Source organism: Photorhabdus aegyptia (genome assembly GCF_000612035.1).
In the GTDB taxonomy this organism is placed as follows: Bacteria; Pseudomonadota; Gammaproteobacteria; order Enterobacterales; family Enterobacteriaceae; genus Photorhabdus; species Photorhabdus akhurstii.
Map to the genome: position 1 here is coordinate 1 of NZ_JFGV01000094.1, position 15,177 is coordinate 15,177.

Consider the following 15,177-nt stretch of genomic DNA (forward strand, 5'->3'; position numbering starts at 1 on the left):
TAGTATAAAAAAGCTTCAAATAAGTTGTTTTTGATTAAAATTCGTGATTATTATCACTAAATTTAAATCAAAAAATAGGTGCGGAATGACGGGTAAAAAACATAAAAAATTTTAATGTTGTTTTATAAAAGTCATTTTAAAACAATTAGTTGTGTTGGTTTGTGATGTGGGGGTTATGTGATTTTCACATTATTAATTTAAAAAGTGGGTAATATAGTCTTTTTATAAAGAATGAGTTAAATATTTTTTGATTTGTCATTTATGGCATGTTTAAAAAAAATGGGGTCGTAACCTATTTTTCTGATGTTATTGAATAAAGTCTTTTGTTATTTTTAGATCTATATTTCAATTAAATTGTTAATTATTCACACAATAGGTTAGAATTAACAAATAAGGTGGATGTTTTTATAATTCTATTTGGCTATTGTGAAAATAATATATGTTTTTTTATAGCGATATTTTTTTAGAAAAATAAATATTTATTTCTTGGTTTATAATAACGCTATTTATTTAGTAAATTTTCCGTAGTAAGTAAAAGAGTCGTTTTTTTATAAATTGCATCGAAAGAATTGATCATACTAATGAACTTAATATTCCTTATCTAAAGGACAAAACGTCTGATGTAGCTTGTTTCAGTATTGGGATAATGGCATATCACTAACGGAATCGAACAAGCATAACTACATAAATAATCAGGACTTTAATTATTATTAATGCCCCGTATAATCTTACTTTTTATCACGTCTTTTGGGGCAGAAGTGATGAATCAAATTGCTAATGTTGTCGCTAATGTATGCAAGACACTGAATAATAAACAAGTTAGTGAAGTTGGTATCCAACAGATTTCATTTCCTCTGCCAGTAGGTTGCAGCACTTACTGGCTGGAATGGCTGGCAGCGCAGTCTCATTATCCGCAGTTCTATTGGCATCACAGAGAGGGCCATGAAGAGGTCGCTGCTTGTGGGCAAATCCATCTTTTCAGTGATATTATTTCAGCCGAAAATTTTTTGCACAGAAACCGTCAATTTCCACAGATACGGATCTGGGGGCTGAATGCCTGGGATCGGATTCAACCCGCTCGTATTACGCGATCCGAAGCAGGGGACGCGGGTTATCTGTTTTTACCCCGTATCGAATTACGTCGCTACCGTGACGAAAGCTGGTTGTATTTGAATATAGCTGGCCGACAGGATGTGAGAAATGCACAGGAATTCCTGCAACAGTTAGTTCCGCACCGGGAATTCTCCGCGTTACAGGCAGTGGTAGTGAATGCGGAGAATATACCGGAACGCGCCCGGTGGTGTGACTTGATTGAGCTGGCTTTGGAGACTATCACCCATCGTAAGATGGAGAAGGTTGTGATGGCGCGTAAGACGCAGTTAATACTGAGTGAGCCTTTAGCGGCTGCCCAATTTATGGCAGCGAGCCGCCAGATAAATCACCGTTGTTATCATTTTATGTTGGCGTTTAATCGGCATGAGGCATTTTTGGCGTCTTCACCAGAACGTCTTTACTACCGTAAGCAGACTCAACTTTATACAGAGGCGCTAGCGGGGACGGTTGCCAATTCTGATAATACTCAGCACGCCGAAAAATTAGGGCAATGGTTACTGGAAGATAAAAAAAATCAACATGAAAACTTGCTCGTTGTTGATGATATTTGCCAGCGTCTTCAAGGTGCTGTGGTTTCTGTCGATGTGGCTCCGCCAGATGTGATTCGTTTGCGAAAAGTCCAGCATTTACGCCGCCGGATTCAGGGAAAGTTAGAGAGTGCTCGTGATAGTGATTGCTTGCATCGTTTACAACCAACGGCGGCTGTTGCTGGATTACCTCGTGAAGCGGCGCGTGATTTTATTGGTGATAGCGAACCATTCAGTCGTGATTGGTATGCGGGTTCCGCAGGATATCTTTCCTGTGAACAGAGTGAGTTTGCGGTTTCCCTGCGTTGCGCAGAAATTAACAACAATTTACTTTCTCTATATGCCGGTGCCGGGATTGTGATGGGTTCTGATCCACAACAGGAGTGGATAGAGATAGAGAATAAAGCTGCCGGGCTGCGCACTTTACTGAAAGGTGAAGAGTTGAATGAAAATAATCTCCGATTAAGTGGCAATTCATTGAACTAGGATAAAGAAATAATTATTTGTGCCGTTAGGCTAATAGTCAGCTTTTATAGAAATTCTCTGAGTAAACTATGTCAAACAGCGCATTTAACCGCCGCTGGGCGGAACTTTTATTGGAAGCACTTACTCGTCATGGATTACGTCATGTTTGCATTGCACCCGGTTCACGTTCCACGCCTTTGACACTAGCTGCCGCGTCAAATAACAAACTGATTTGTCATACTCATTTTGACGAACGTGGATTAGGGCACTTGGCTCTGGGGTTATCCAAGGCAAGCAGAGAGCCGGTTGCCGTTATCGTGACTTCTGGAACCGCGGTGGCAAATCTCTATCCTTCATTAATTGAAGCCAGTTTAACGGGGGAACGAGTAGTTTTCCTTACGGCTGATCGGCCGCCAGAATTGATGGACTGTGGCGCGAATCAGGCTATCCGTCAGAATGATATTTTTGCTTCTCATCCATGCCAAACAATCTCTTTGCCAAGACCGACCGTAGATATCCCGGCAAGTTGGCTGGTTTCTGTCATAGATCATAGTATGGCGAATTTGCGGCATGGGGCCTTGCATATTAATTGTCCATTTGCCGAGCCGTTATATGGTAATGAAGAGCCTGCTTATGAAGAGTGGCAGCAGCAGTTAGGCGATTGGTGGAAGGGTAACGAACCTTGGTTAAGCCAGCCAGTCGCTAATGTTGTGGCAAAAGTATCGGATTGGCACTGTTGGCAACAGAAAAAAGGTGTTGTATTGGCTGGTCGAATGAGTGCCGAAGAGGGAGTTAACGTTGCTAAATGGGCAAAAGCATTGGGCTGGCCGTTGATTGGCAATGCGCTTTCACAAACTGGGCAGCCATTGCCTTGTGCCGATTTATGGCTGGATAATCCTCATGTGCAGGAGATTTTAGCGCAAGCGCAACTGGTAGTGCAGTTTGGTTCCAGCTTGATAGGGAAACGCTTGTTACAGTGGCAGGCGAAATGCCAGCCGCAGGAGTTTTGGATTATTGATCCGATACCTGGGCGGCTTGATCCTGCCAATCATCGCGGCAAAAAATTGACCTGTTATATTGCTGACTGGTTACTGGCTCATCCCGCGCAGTCGCGTATACCGTGGGCGCAATTGCATACATCGTGGGCAGAAGAGCTTATTGTCTGGTCAGAAAAAGCCGTTAACTGCGTCAGAATAGAGTTGGCAGGGAAATTCGGTGAAGCAACTGTGGCCTATCGATTGCGTGAATTACTGCCTGAACGAGGGCAGTTGTTTGTCGGTAACAGCCTGATTATTCGTTTGATAGATGCGCTGGGGCAATTACCGGCTGGGTATCCGGTTTACAGTAACCGGGGCGCTAGCGGCATTGATGGATTAATTTCCACTGCGGCGGGTGTGCAACGGGCAACAGCAAAGCCCACTTTGGCTATTATCGGTGATTTATCGGCGCTTTATGATCTCAATAGCTTGGCACTGTTGCGTCATCCTTCCTCACCCATTGTGTTAATCGTGGTAAATAATAACGGCGGACAGATTTTCTCTTTACTACCAACCCCGGAAGAAGCAAGGCAACGTTTTTACTGTATGCCTCAGCAGGTTGATTTTGATCATGCTGCGGCGATGTTCGGCTTGAAATATACCAGCCCACAAAGTTGGCTGGAGTTGCAACAAGATATTGAGCAGGCATGGCAACAAAATGAAACCACGCTGATTGAGTTAAAAGTGCCGGAGAGAGAAGGCGCTGAATGTTTGCAACAACTGTTAAAACAGGCGGCAATGTTGTGAGTCTGGCTTGTCGTAAGTTCAACGGTCACAATGATCGCCCTTGGCTGGTGTGGCTGCATGGATTATTGGGCTGTGGTGATGAATGGTTGCCGTTAGTGAATCTGTGTGCTCAATATCCCTCATTGGTCATCGATCTGCCCGGTCACGGTGATTCCACTGACATGCAGGTAAAAGATCTTATGGATATGAGTTGTCTTTTATCTGAAACATTAGCAGAACAGCGAATTAGTCAATACTGGCTGATTGGCTACTCCTTAGGGGGCCGTATTGCTATGTATCATGCCTGTTATGGTGATATTCGGGGATTATGCGGGTTACTGATTGAAGGAGGAAATCCTGGGTTATTTTCCCAACAGGAGCGGAATAATCGTCTCGAACACGATAGAAATTGGGCAGGACGTTTTCGTTCTCAGCCGATCGAACAGGTTTTATCTGATTGGTATCAGCAGCCGGTTTTTTCTGATCTATTGCCTGAACAGCGTCAGCAACTGATCAAAGTACGCCGTCATAATCATGGCGATGGTGTGGCTAATATGCTGGAAAGTACTTCACTTGGATCTCAACCCTGGTTAGTCTCGGTACTGCAACAATTGAAGTTACCTTTTGTTTATCTGTGTGGCGAAAATGATAAGAAATTTCAGCAATTGGCAAAACATTGCACTTTGCCGCTGCAAACCATTCCAGGTGTTGGGCATAATGCTCACCGGGCGAATGCAGAGGTGTTTGCCACGGTAGTAAACCATTTTTTATCACTCTTTAATAAGGAATACGAATATGATTTACCCGAGCGAAGAAGAACTTTATTCCCCAATCATATGGCAGGACTGCTCCGACGGGTTTGAAGATATTTTTTATCACAAATCCACCGATGGTATGGCTAAAATCACCATTAATCGCCCGCAAGTACGTAATGCGTTCCGGCCATTGACGGTTAAAGAGATGATGCAGGCGCTGGATGATGCCCGTTATGATGACAATATTGGTGTGATTATCCTGACGGGGATGGGTGAAAAAGCTTTTTGTGCTGGTGGTGATCAAAAAGTCCGTGGCGATCATGGTGGTTATAAGGATGACAACGGTATGCATCATCTGAATGTCTTGGATTTCCAGCGCCAGATTCGCACTTGTCCAAAACCCGTTGTTGCTATGGTTGCTGGATATGCGATTGGTGGTGGTCATGTCCTGCATTTGGTATGTGATCTGACCATTGCGGCTGATAACGCTATTTTCGGTCAGACCGGGCCTAAAGTGGGTTCTTTTGACGGCGGTTGGGGGGCATCTTATATGGCTCGAATTGTTGGTCAGAAAAAAGCCCGCGAAATCTGGTTCTTGTGTCGTCAATATGATGCTAAACAAGCGTTGGAAATGGGGTTGGTTAATACAGTTGTGCCTTATGCGGATCTGGAGAAAGAGACCGTTCGCTGGTGTCGTGAGATGCTGAAAAATAGCCCAATGGCCTTGCGTTGCTTAAAAGCGGCTCTAAATGCGGATTGTGATGGTCAGTCTGGTTTGCAGGAGCTGGCAGGTAACGCCACCATGCTTTTCTATATGACAGAAGAAGGTCAGGAGGGGCGTAATGCATTTGTTGAGAAACGCCAGCCTGATTTCAGTAAATTTAAACGTAACCCATAATGCGTACTGCAACTTTATACCGATTCAGATTGCCAATGGAGGCAGGAGTTATCCTGCGATATCAGCGGCTTAAAACTCGTGATGGTTTTTTGGTTCACTTACGGGAACATGGTCAACAGGGATGGGGTGAAATTGCACCACTACCGGAATTCAGCAAAGAAACGGTTGAACAGGCCGGTGAAGCCGCGGTGGCATGGCTTAGACAGTGGCACCTTGGCGCTAAACCTGATGAAAGTGAATTGCCTGCTGTCGCATTTGGGATTAGCTGCGCATTAGCTGAATTGCAGGGTAAATTACCGGAAGAGGCTGACTACCGGAAAGCGCCACTGTGTAATGGCGATCCTGATGAGCTGATTGTTCGTCTCAGTAACATGAGTGGACAAAAAGTTGCTAAAGTGAAAATCGGGCTGTATGAAGCTGTACGTGATGGCATGGTCGTTAACGTTTTGTTGGAAGCGGTGCCGGATTTGTCTTTGCGGCTGGATGCTAACCGCAGTTGGAGCCGTGCTAAAGCGGACAGTTTCGTTAAGTATGTCAATCCTGATTACCGCCACCGAATTGCCTTTTTGGAAGAACCTTGTCAAACCCCGGAACAATCGCTCTCTTTTGCCCGTGATACAGGGATCGCCATTGCATGGGATGAAAGCGTTCGTGATGAAGGTTTTAAGGTAGAGGCACAAGCAGGGGTGACGGCTATTGTGATTAAACCTACTCTGATAGGAAGCCTTGCCCGTTGCTGTCAGTTGATTTCAGCCGCGCACAATGTGGGATTAGAGGCGGTGATCAGCTCCAGTATTGAAACCAGCTTCGGTTTGACTCAGCTTGCCCGTATTGCTCATTGGCTGACGCCAGCAACTATTCCTGGACTGGATACGCTGGAATTGATTCAGTCTCAGTTGGTGCGCCGTTGGCCGGGCAGCACGATGCCAGTAACAAGATTGGACGAGTTAGAAATCGCATGGCGCAGTTAAATCCATTTTCCCAGTGGCCGTGGCGCTACTGGGCGTCGTTTAGCCCTGAAAATATTGCTGTTAAGTTGTGTGATCGTTCCCTAACCTGGCATCAATTAGCTATCTCTTTGGATACCATAGCGGCCAATTTTCGCCAACAGGGGGTAGTTGAAGGCAGTGGCGTAATGCTGCGAGGAAAGAACAGCGAAGAGATGTTGTTTTGTTATCTTGCGGCCTTACAGTGCGGGGCACGGGTATTGCCACTGAATCCTCAATTGCCTGAAATACTCTTGGCTGAATTACTGCCACATTTGAATATCGATTTTGTGGCTGATTTTTGTGGTGATGACTTGCCTGTGGTGGATGCCAGATCCCTCGATTGGCAAAGTGAACCATTAAATTCTGATGATAATTCAGTGGTATGGGATGCTATGCGCCCGGTCAGTATGATACTGACCTCTGGCTCTTCAGGATTGCCTAAAGCGGCTGTTCACTCAATTCATGCTCATCTTGCCAGCGCACAGGATGTACTTTCAGCAATCAATTTTCAGCAACAAGATAGTTGGCTGCTTTCATTGCCGTTGTTTCACGTATCGGGACAAGGGATCATTTGGCGCTGGTTAATGCAAGGGGCCTCCTTGGTGCTAGGAAATAGCAATCTGTTGGATCACGCTTTAGCGGATTGTACTCACGCGTCATTGGTTCCAACTCAGCTTTGGCGATTACTGGAGCAGTCACAAAATCAGTCACTGAATTTGAAAGAAGTGTTGCTGGGGGGATCAATGATCCCCATTGAATTGACTCAAAGGGCGGAGCAGCAAGGTATTCGTTGTTGGTGTAGTTATGGTTTGACCGAACTGGCTTCAACAGTATGCATTAAACGGGCAGACGATCTTCCCGGTGTCGGCAATCCTTTACCGGGCAAAGAAATTCGGCTAATAAATGAGGAAATTCAGATTCGTTCTGGCAGCCTCGCTAACGGATATTGGCTGGATGGTAAATTACAACCGTTAGCTGATAGTGATGGCTGGTTTCATACCCGTGATCGAGGAGTGATACAAAATGGTGAATTGCGGATACTTGGTCGGATGGATAATCAATTTTTCAGCGGTGGAGAAGGGATTCAGCCGGAAGATATTGAACGGGTGATTAACACCCACCCGCAGGTCGCGCAAAACTTTATTGTTCCCGTCCCCGATTATGAATTTGGTTATCGCCCTGTCGCAGTAGTAGACAGTAATTCATCTGAGGTCATTGATACATTACCTGAATGGTTGATTGGTAAACTGGCTTCTTTTCAGCGCCCGATAGCTTACTATCTATTACCTCAACAGTTTAAAAATAACGGCGTTAAAATTTCCCGTCAGCAAATTAAGAAGTGGGTGTTGGATTTGCCAAGTTTATATTGAGTTATTTTGATTTGTTTTCGTACTGCCCATTATTTATCGTGTAATAATGGGCAGAGATGGTTAAAAAACTGTGTTGTTAGACATTATCCTTTCATTTTTTTCAGCGCGTTTTCAACACCGGCGCCATATTCTGGGTGAACTTTTCTAAATAGCTCAACCTGACGACGTTGAGTATCTTCATGTGCTTGTGATAGCTCACTGGCGATACGATCAAACATACGTTGATGCTCTTTACTGTTTATTAACATAAACAGTTTACGAGGCTGGCTGAAATAATCTTCATCTTGACGATGGTTCCAGTGGTCGGCATCTCCTTCTAAAGCTAATGATGGATGTTTGAATTCAGGTTGTTCCTGGAACAATCCCGCATTGTTTGGTTCATAAGTCACCGTGTTTCCGCTGTTGCCATCGACACGCATTGCCCCATCACGGTGGTAATTATGGAACGGACAACGAGGTGTATTGACCGGAATTTGATGGTGGTTAACGCCAAGACGGTAACGTTGAGCATCACCATAAGAGAACAGACGGCCTTGTAACATCTTATCAGGAGAGAAACTGATACCCGGCACGACATTAGCGGGGTTGAAAGCTGCCTGTTCAACGTCTGAGAAATAGTTATCAGGATTACGGTTTAGCTCGAAATAACCGACATCAATCATCGGGTAGTCGCCGTGAGGCCATACTTTGGTCAAATCAAATGGGTTGTACGGTAACAGATTAGCTTCTTTCTCTGGCATGATTTGAACTTTTAATTTCCAGCGTGGATAATCTCCTTGCTCAATTGCTGCAAACAAGTCACGTTGAGAACTTTCACGATCTTTACCCACCAGCGCTTCTGCCTCTTCGTCCATCAGATTTTTAATGCCTTGCTGACAGCGGAAATGGAATTTCACCCAGAAACGTTCATTATCTGCATTAATAAAGCTGAAAGCATGGCTACCAAAACCGTGCATATGACGGAAAGATTTAGGTACGCCACGGTCACTGAAATCAATGGTTAATTGGTGCAGTGATTCAGGTTGATGAGAGAAGAAATCCCATTTATAGGCAGGATTACGTAAATTAGTGTGGGGATCGCGTTTAACAACATGGTTAAGATCTGGGAACTTCAGTGGATCGCGAAGATAGAATATAGGGGTGTTATTGCCGACTAAATCCCAGTTACCTTCTTCAGTATAGAACTTAAGCGCAAAACCACGAATGTCACGTTCAGCATCTGCTGCGCCGCGCTCACCGGCGACGGTTGAGAAACGGGCAAACATCTCGGTTTTTTTGCCTATTTCAGAAAAAATCTTAGCTCGGGTGTACTTAGTAATATCGTGAGTAACCACAAAAATGCCATGAGCGCCAGAACCTTTAGCATGCATACGGCGTTCTGGGATCACTTCACGATCAAAATGGGCAAGCTTTTCTAAGAACCAAACATCTTGTAACAACATAGGACCACGTTGACCCGCGGTCATGACATTATTGTTGTCAACGACAGGGGCGCCAGCATTCGTTGTAAGTCCTCTCTTTTTCATCACACTTCTCCTGTTTTACATGAAAAAAAACAGCGGAATCGCTGATTAAGAAAAATGTTCTGGTCAATGGCGAAATGCAAATATTGTGTTTTTTTATAATTTATTTATTATTTTCTTATTTACTATTTAATTTGAAATTATTTGTATGGTTAATTATTAAGTACGTGAAATGAAGAATTCACACATATTTAGTAAGTATAGATGATTCATTTCTTTTTGTTGTCTATCGGTTTAGTTGTATTTACGTAAGATGTGTAACATTAAGTAAATAAAGAGGAAATGTGATGAAGATTTATCTTGCTGCGGTAGCGACCGGTTTGTTGTTCATTGCTGAGTCAGCGAATGCAATTTCCGTGAATGTTCAGGCTGGTCGCCATTTCACCAATACTTCTGCGGCAATTGGTGATAACAGTGCTGGCTTATCTTTTAATGGCAACTGGGCACGCAGTGATCATAACGGTCAGTTGGGAAGTTTGGGAACCGCATTTAGTCTGCCTGTTGGTCCATTGACGGCCAGCATTGGCGGTAAGGCTCTCTATTTATCCCCTAAAGATGGAAAAAATGGTGAGGCATTAGCGGCAGGTGTGGGTTTGAGTTGGACTGTTATGCCCTCTTTAGCTCTGTACGGTGAAGTTTACGGCGCGCCATCCCGATTAACTTCGGGTATTAATTCTTATGCTGAGGCTGCTGGTGGCTTACGTTTTACCGTATTTAAACCGTTGACAGTGGATGCAGGTTATCGGGTTATGAACATGAGAGGGAAAGAGGGGAATAGAGATAACAAATTGGCTGATGGATTTTATATCGGTGCCGGTTTGAATTTTTAATTTACTTTTTCCATGCCGTCCGCACCATTTCTGATGCGGACAGTTTCGATTTCCAATTAGCCCACTTCTGGCAATAAACCACTGACAATACCTATTTGGATGGTAATTACCGTAATTCCGCAAAGAAATATCAGAATCAAAGCGGGTTTTCCGCCTTTTACTCGATAGGCTCTTTGCTCAATTTGACGGCTGCGCCATGCCAGCATGGAAGGCAGTAACAAGGCGAGAATAGAGAGTGCTACTGCGGCGAAAGTTAACGCCATAACAAAGTTTGGATAGTATAAGGAGCAAAGTAGTGGTGGAACAAAAGTAATGATGCCGGTTTGCAGGCGGCCTGTCGCGTTATTACGGCGTTTGAACAGATCTGCCATGTAATCAAACAAACCTAAAGAGACCCCAAGAAATGAGGTTGCCAGCGCCAAATCGGCAAACAGACGGACAGCAAGCTCTACACGAGGCGTCGCGACAACTTCTCTCACTGCTTTTAACAGCCCATTCAGTCCTGATTGCTCTGCTAAGATCCCGACAAAAGTGTGGGAAGAAATGGCGCCCAGTGTAGCTAATTGCCATAAGATATAGGCAGTCAGCGGGATAGCACTGCCGATAACAAATATTTTGCGTAACTTTTGGGTATCGCCTCCCATATAATTCACGATACTTGGCACACTGCCGTGAAAACCAAAAGAGGTGAATACCACGGGAATAGCCGATAATACCAAACCCTGTTCCAAAGGCATTGACATCAGATTAGTGCTTTTGATGTGGGGCATCATGACAGTCAGCATAATAACCAGGAAAATGATTTTTGCAGTAAATAGCAGGCGGTTAATCATATCGACAGATTGAGTGCCGATAGTGACAACACAACCTGCGACAAGGGTGAAAATCAGTACGCCAAATGAAACAGATATGGGTTTACCCAGCCATGAAGAGAGGCTGCCTGACAGCAACTCACCGGCGCCGCTAATATAAGCGGTTGTCAGGGCATACATAAGGAAGAGCATACTGAAACCGGTGAGCCATTGTCCTCCTCGACCAAGATAACGTTTTGCCAGCGTTCCCAGTCCCGTATCGGCCGGGCTGTATTGATAAACTTCCACCAGCAATAAAGCGGTATAGCTCATCAAAACCCAAAGAGCGACTAACATCACAAAGGTTGTTCCAAAACCGACACCGGCTGCTGCCAGCGGCATCGCCAGCATTCCTGCGCCAATTGTCGTGCCCGCTACGATAAAAATACTGCCAAGAGTACGATTCTTCACGCTTTCCCCTAGTTTATGAACTGATTGAAATCGTTATGGAAAGGCAGGCTAAAGGAATAATTTATTTATGTCAAATTAAGGTTACACTTAGTGTAAATAAATAATTACAATTGCGTTTTTGCATGATCCTAAATTATGTATTTCATTAAATATAAAAAGTTATTTATTCTATTGAGTATTTAAAAAAACAGACTTTATTCACACTTAAATAATATAATTTTTTATTTTCATCTGGACTACCAATTAAAATAAGGCGTTATTCATTATTTTAACAATTAACGCATGGTGAAATAAAAATTATCAATGGAAAGAATAACTGTTTGTCATACCGTTCATCATATTCAATTTGAAGGCTCTGAGAGCCTTTCCCGATCAGCAAGAGAAAAACTAATACAACCTTATTTATCCCGTTGCTTAACCTTGCCAGATATTAATGAACTGGTGCGTAAAGTATCGAATGCCTTGTTATTTCAAGTTTAAAATGTCACCTTTTGGTGCAAATCCGAGTTTCTATAATCTATGCAGGAGCATATGTATGCTGCTTGAAACAATAACATCTTTGGAATGCAGCCTTCACGACGCCTGGCGGCATGACAGAGCATGGCTTGAAAAAATCCTTCATCCTGATTTTCTTGAAATAACTCGCTCAGGTCACTTAGTCGGTCGCAGTGAAACGATTGACGCCCTGATAGATGAAAATAGCACTAATTGCAGCATTGTAAGTTCCGACTTCCGGCTGACGATAGTGGGAGAAATGTGCGTTATTTTACTTTACAAAACTCACAATCAGAACGGTAGTCATGTTGCATTGAGGTCATCAACTTGGGTATTTTCTGATGAACATAATTGGCGGCTGATTTTTCATCAAGGTACACCATGTGGCTTATAGACTGGGGTATGCCAGAGTCAGCGCTGTCGTCCAAGGATTTAACACAATCTAGCAAGCGGTCATAGAGGAGCATTGAATGGCAGAATAGCAGCAATTATGTTAGTTGCGATAAACCCTGATTGTTCAATATGTGGGTAATGACTTTATTGCATCGAATAAAAGTAAATTTGGCTTTCCTATAGTTGATGTGAATCAATGGAAATTGAATGAGGGTAATAATTTCAGTCATCGTTTTATTGATGAATTTAATTGTGTGATTGAAGTAGAGGTTTATCAGAAGGCTATTATTTTGATAATAAAAGAGAAATGTAATAATTCTTTATGGTTGGGATTGGATAATGATGAAAATATTATTAGTGTCCTAATAAAATAATTATATAAAAAGGATGTTAATAATTTTTTAATTCTATTTTATGAGCAGTTACTGCACTGAAATAAATCTCATTGTCAGGATTTCTGAAAATATCAAGTAATTCGTATGATAATTTTCTGGTTCAATTAAATAACAAAGAAGAAGATGTTAATTTAGAACAGTTCAATAAATATAGCAACTTTATTTGTCAGGTATTTGTCTGATAGAGAATTAGGTAATAATAGCAGGCTCATTAATTATTAGTTTTCAGCTTGAATTATACCTATGAATTGATAATATCGGGGACAAAATTATAACTAAATGGAAAAGCGTTAAAACTGATTAAAAAGAAGTTAATAAAGTCTTTTAGAACATTTATTAACTTCCGATATTTTTAATGAGATCATATATATTTTGGTTTTATTTTTCTCTAAAAACCGATTTATTCATTTTTATATTGTAAATAATTCTTCATTCTATAGTCTTTTAATACTTGGTCTATTACCCAACTGGTTCGTGAGCCTGATTCTCCTGTTGATGGGCAGAATCCTTTTCCTTGTAATTCATTGATGATAGTGTTAATCAATGGCATTTCTATATGCTTTGGATTATCAATATTAAATTGGTGTAATTTATTATTTTCGTCATAATATGAAATGGCTGAATTTCCAAATGTAGAGAAAGATATTTTTCCTTTAGTACCAATTATTTCAACATTATCTCCTCTAGAGTTCGATACAAAATTCCATATACCCACACCTTGAATATTATTTTCAAACATAAATGACATTGATACACAATCTTCAGCGGGATAAGCATTCCCTTGTGAATTTGCATGTCCTTTGACAGAAATAATCTTTCCTAAAAGAAAGTCTAATATATCAAGAGTATGACATGCTAAATCAACAAATAACCCACCACCGGAAATTTCTGGATTAACAACCCAAGGTAAATGATGAGGATCTTGGTAACATTGCTCTATCTCTCTATAAAGTATACAACTTACAATTCTCGGTGTCCCTATCGCGCCTGACTCAATTAATTCTTTGATCTTTAAAAATCTTGGCAATGCTCTTCTGTAATAAGCTACAAATAAGGGAACATTTTGGGATTTACAAGTCGCGATCATCTCATTACATTCTTCGAATGTTAATGCCATAGGTTTTTCTACATATATTGCTTTGCCAGCTTTAGCCGCTAAAATGGTATATTCTTTATGTGTAGAGGGCGGTGTTGAAATATATACTGCATCAATGTCTTTGTCATTAATAAGTGAATTTGCGTCAGAATACCATTTAGGGATATTATGTCTCTTGGCAAAGTCTTCTGCTAAATGAGCATTGCGCCGCATTACTGCAACTAATTCAGAATTATCTAATTTATAAAAGGCAGGGCCACTTTTTACTTCAGTAACATCACCGCAACCAATAATGCCCCATTTTATTGTTTTTTTCATTTTATTTTCCCAATATGTTTATATCGAATTCTTTCTTAATAAAATCTTGGTGAAGATTATAATAAAATTCTGATTTATCCCATTTTTTTCGTTCCAATATATGATTATATAACATGTTTTTTACTTCTAAATCAAGCGAGTTAATATAATCTTTATCAAATTTCTTATAATCCATTACACCAAAGTGACATGTGGGTTCACATCTATTAGTATGGTAACCCAATTGTATTGTTGCGCGATTATGTTTCAGTATGCCACCATATCCTCTATGTATTGCCAAATTATTATAAAAGATAGCTTCTCCTGGATTTAGTATGATTTTTTCACCGATATTAATGTCAGGCGATTTGATTGGGGCTATTTTTTTTGAACCAGAAAATAATGCTTTTTCTATATTATTAAAATTACGAATATGACTACCTTTTACAAACCATAAACATTTATCTTTATATAACGGTATGTTTATTTGAATATTATTATGGAAATGCTTATCTGAATACCATGAGTCGAGAATTTTTTCATCAGGAATTTGTATTACATCCCGATGCCAGCCTTGACGGTAGTCAATCCCTTTATTTGCGTAGAATAATGAGGCGCCATCAAGTATGATGTCTCCGCCTTTTAATAAATGGCTACAAATCTCAATAATTTTATTATTATTAATAATTGATTGAATTCCCTTAATTGCCATTTCGGGTTGAATAAATTGAATATTAAACATCTTATCATTATTTTGTTTGATATGATTATGTATTATATTTAAGTAGAGATCAATTTTAGATGCTGATAAGATAGGTTTAATAATATATCCATCTTTATTAAATTGTAATAATTCATCTTTATTTAGCATATTTACTAACCTTAAGTAATTAAAATTATTTTTATATTGAGAAATAATTTTCTGGAGTATGATTGTTGAGGAGTTTAATAATATTTGGGGCTGTCCTAGATAGCGATTATATTTTTCCCTTAACTATTTGTTTTA

General features: G+C 41.2%; 14 protein-coding genes. 10 read left to right on the plus strand and 4 right to left on the minus strand.

Going from position 1 to position 15,177, the window contains the following annotated elements:
- Positions 1–761 precede the first annotated feature (761 nt).
- The 6 genes from menF (at position 762) to menE (ending at position 7,880) form a co-directional block, all read left to right on the plus strand.
- Positions 762–2,126, plus strand: a complete 1,365-nt coding sequence (gene menF / locus BA1DRAFT_RS20240) for an isochorismate synthase MenF (protein WP_036783063.1) — start codon at positions 762–764, stop codon at positions 2,124–2,126.
- A 68-nt stretch (positions 2,127–2,194) separates the two neighbouring features.
- On the plus strand, positions 2,195–3,889 hold the full coding sequence (menD, locus tag BA1DRAFT_RS20245) for a 2-succinyl-5-enolpyruvyl-6-hydroxy-3-cyclohexene-1-carboxylic-acid synthase (protein ID WP_036783066.1): 1,695 nt from the start codon (positions 2,195–2,197) through the stop codon (positions 3,887–3,889).
- Positions 3,850–4,731 (plus strand): 2-succinyl-6-hydroxy-2,4-cyclohexadiene-1-carboxylate synthase, encoded by an 882-nt coding sequence (gene menH, locus BA1DRAFT_RS20250; RefSeq protein WP_420865161.1) that lies wholly within the window; start codon positions 3,850–3,852, stop codon positions 4,729–4,731. Before menD ends, menH begins: the two co-directional genes overlap by 40 nt.
- Entirely contained in the window at positions 4,664–5,521 is an 858-nt protein-coding gene (gene menB / locus BA1DRAFT_RS20255) for a 1,4-dihydroxy-2-naphthoyl-CoA synthase (protein WP_036783069.1), read from the plus strand. Before menH ends, menB begins: the two co-directional genes overlap by 68 nt.
- Positions 5,521–6,492 (plus strand): o-succinylbenzoate synthase, encoded by a 972-nt coding sequence (menC, locus tag BA1DRAFT_RS20260; protein WP_036783072.1) that lies wholly within the window; start codon positions 5,521–5,523, stop codon positions 6,490–6,492. The genes menB and menC overlap by 1 nt, the downstream gene beginning before the upstream one ends.
- Positions 6,480–7,880, plus strand: coding sequence for an o-succinylbenzoate--CoA ligase (gene menE / locus BA1DRAFT_RS20265; protein WP_036783076.1), 1,401 nt, complete (start codon positions 6,480–6,482; stop codon positions 7,878–7,880). The genes menC and menE overlap by 13 nt, the downstream gene beginning before the upstream one ends.
- Positions 7,881–7,963: 83 nt before the next feature.
- On the opposite strand, the gene BA1DRAFT_RS20270 is transcribed toward menE, so the two are convergent.
- Positions 7,964–9,406 (minus strand): catalase, encoded by a 1,443-nt coding sequence (locus BA1DRAFT_RS20270; RefSeq protein ID WP_036783078.1) that lies wholly within the window; start codon positions 9,404–9,406, stop codon positions 7,964–7,966.
- A 284-nt stretch (positions 9,407–9,690) separates the two neighbouring features.
- Between BA1DRAFT_RS20270 and BA1DRAFT_RS20275 the strand changes: the two genes are divergently transcribed.
- The gene (locus BA1DRAFT_RS20275) at positions 9,691–10,233 is read left to right on the plus strand and encodes a YfaZ family outer membrane protein (RefSeq protein ID WP_036783081.1); all 543 of its coding nucleotides are present in this window, start codon (positions 9,691–9,693) and stop codon (positions 10,231–10,233) included.
- A gap of 56 nt (positions 10,234–10,289) precedes the next feature.
- Here the strand turns inward: BA1DRAFT_RS20275 and tyrP are convergent, their stop codons facing one another.
- Positions 10,290–11,435 carry a tyrosine transporter TyrP gene (gene tyrP / locus BA1DRAFT_RS20280; RefSeq protein WP_235201189.1) on the minus strand — a complete coding sequence of 382 codons (1,146 nt, stop codon included), beginning with the start codon at positions 11,433–11,435 and terminating at the stop codon, positions 10,290–10,292.
- A 363-nt stretch (positions 11,436–11,798) separates the two neighbouring features.
- Between tyrP and BA1DRAFT_RS22425 the strand changes: the two genes are divergently transcribed.
- The 3 genes from BA1DRAFT_RS22425 to BA1DRAFT_RS20290 all read left to right on the plus strand — a co-directional run bounded on the left by BA1DRAFT_RS22425 (position 11,799) and on the right by BA1DRAFT_RS20290 (position 12,757).
- Positions 11,799–11,975: a POTRA domain-containing protein gene (locus BA1DRAFT_RS22425; protein ID WP_235201188.1), complete on the plus strand. Its 177-nt coding sequence runs from the start codon at positions 11,799–11,801 to the stop codon at positions 11,973–11,975.
- 55 nt (positions 11,976–12,030) lie between these two features.
- Positions 12,031–12,384: a nuclear transport factor 2 family protein gene (locus BA1DRAFT_RS20285; RefSeq protein ID WP_036783085.1), complete on the plus strand. Its 354-nt coding sequence runs from the start codon at positions 12,031–12,033 to the stop codon at positions 12,382–12,384.
- Between the two features lie 130 nt (positions 12,385–12,514).
- Complete coding sequence (locus BA1DRAFT_RS20290; protein ID WP_036783087.1) at positions 12,515–12,757, plus strand: hypothetical protein; 243 nt, start codon at positions 12,515–12,517, stop codon at positions 12,755–12,757.
- 421 nt (positions 12,758–13,178) lie between these two features.
- Here BA1DRAFT_RS20290 and BA1DRAFT_RS20295 read toward each other — a convergent pair whose 3' ends face one another.
- Both BA1DRAFT_RS20295 and BA1DRAFT_RS20300 read right to left on the minus strand, forming a co-directional pair.
- On the minus strand, positions 13,179–14,192 hold the full coding sequence (locus BA1DRAFT_RS20295) for a Gfo/Idh/MocA family protein (RefSeq protein ID WP_036783090.1): 1,014 nt from the start codon (positions 14,190–14,192) through the stop codon (positions 13,179–13,181).
- A 1-nt stretch (position 14,193) separates the two neighbouring features.
- Positions 14,194–15,042: a phytanoyl-CoA dioxygenase family protein gene (locus BA1DRAFT_RS20300; protein WP_036783093.1), complete on the minus strand. Its 849-nt coding sequence runs from the start codon at positions 15,040–15,042 to the stop codon at positions 14,194–14,196.
- Positions 15,043–15,177 lie beyond the last annotated feature (135 nt).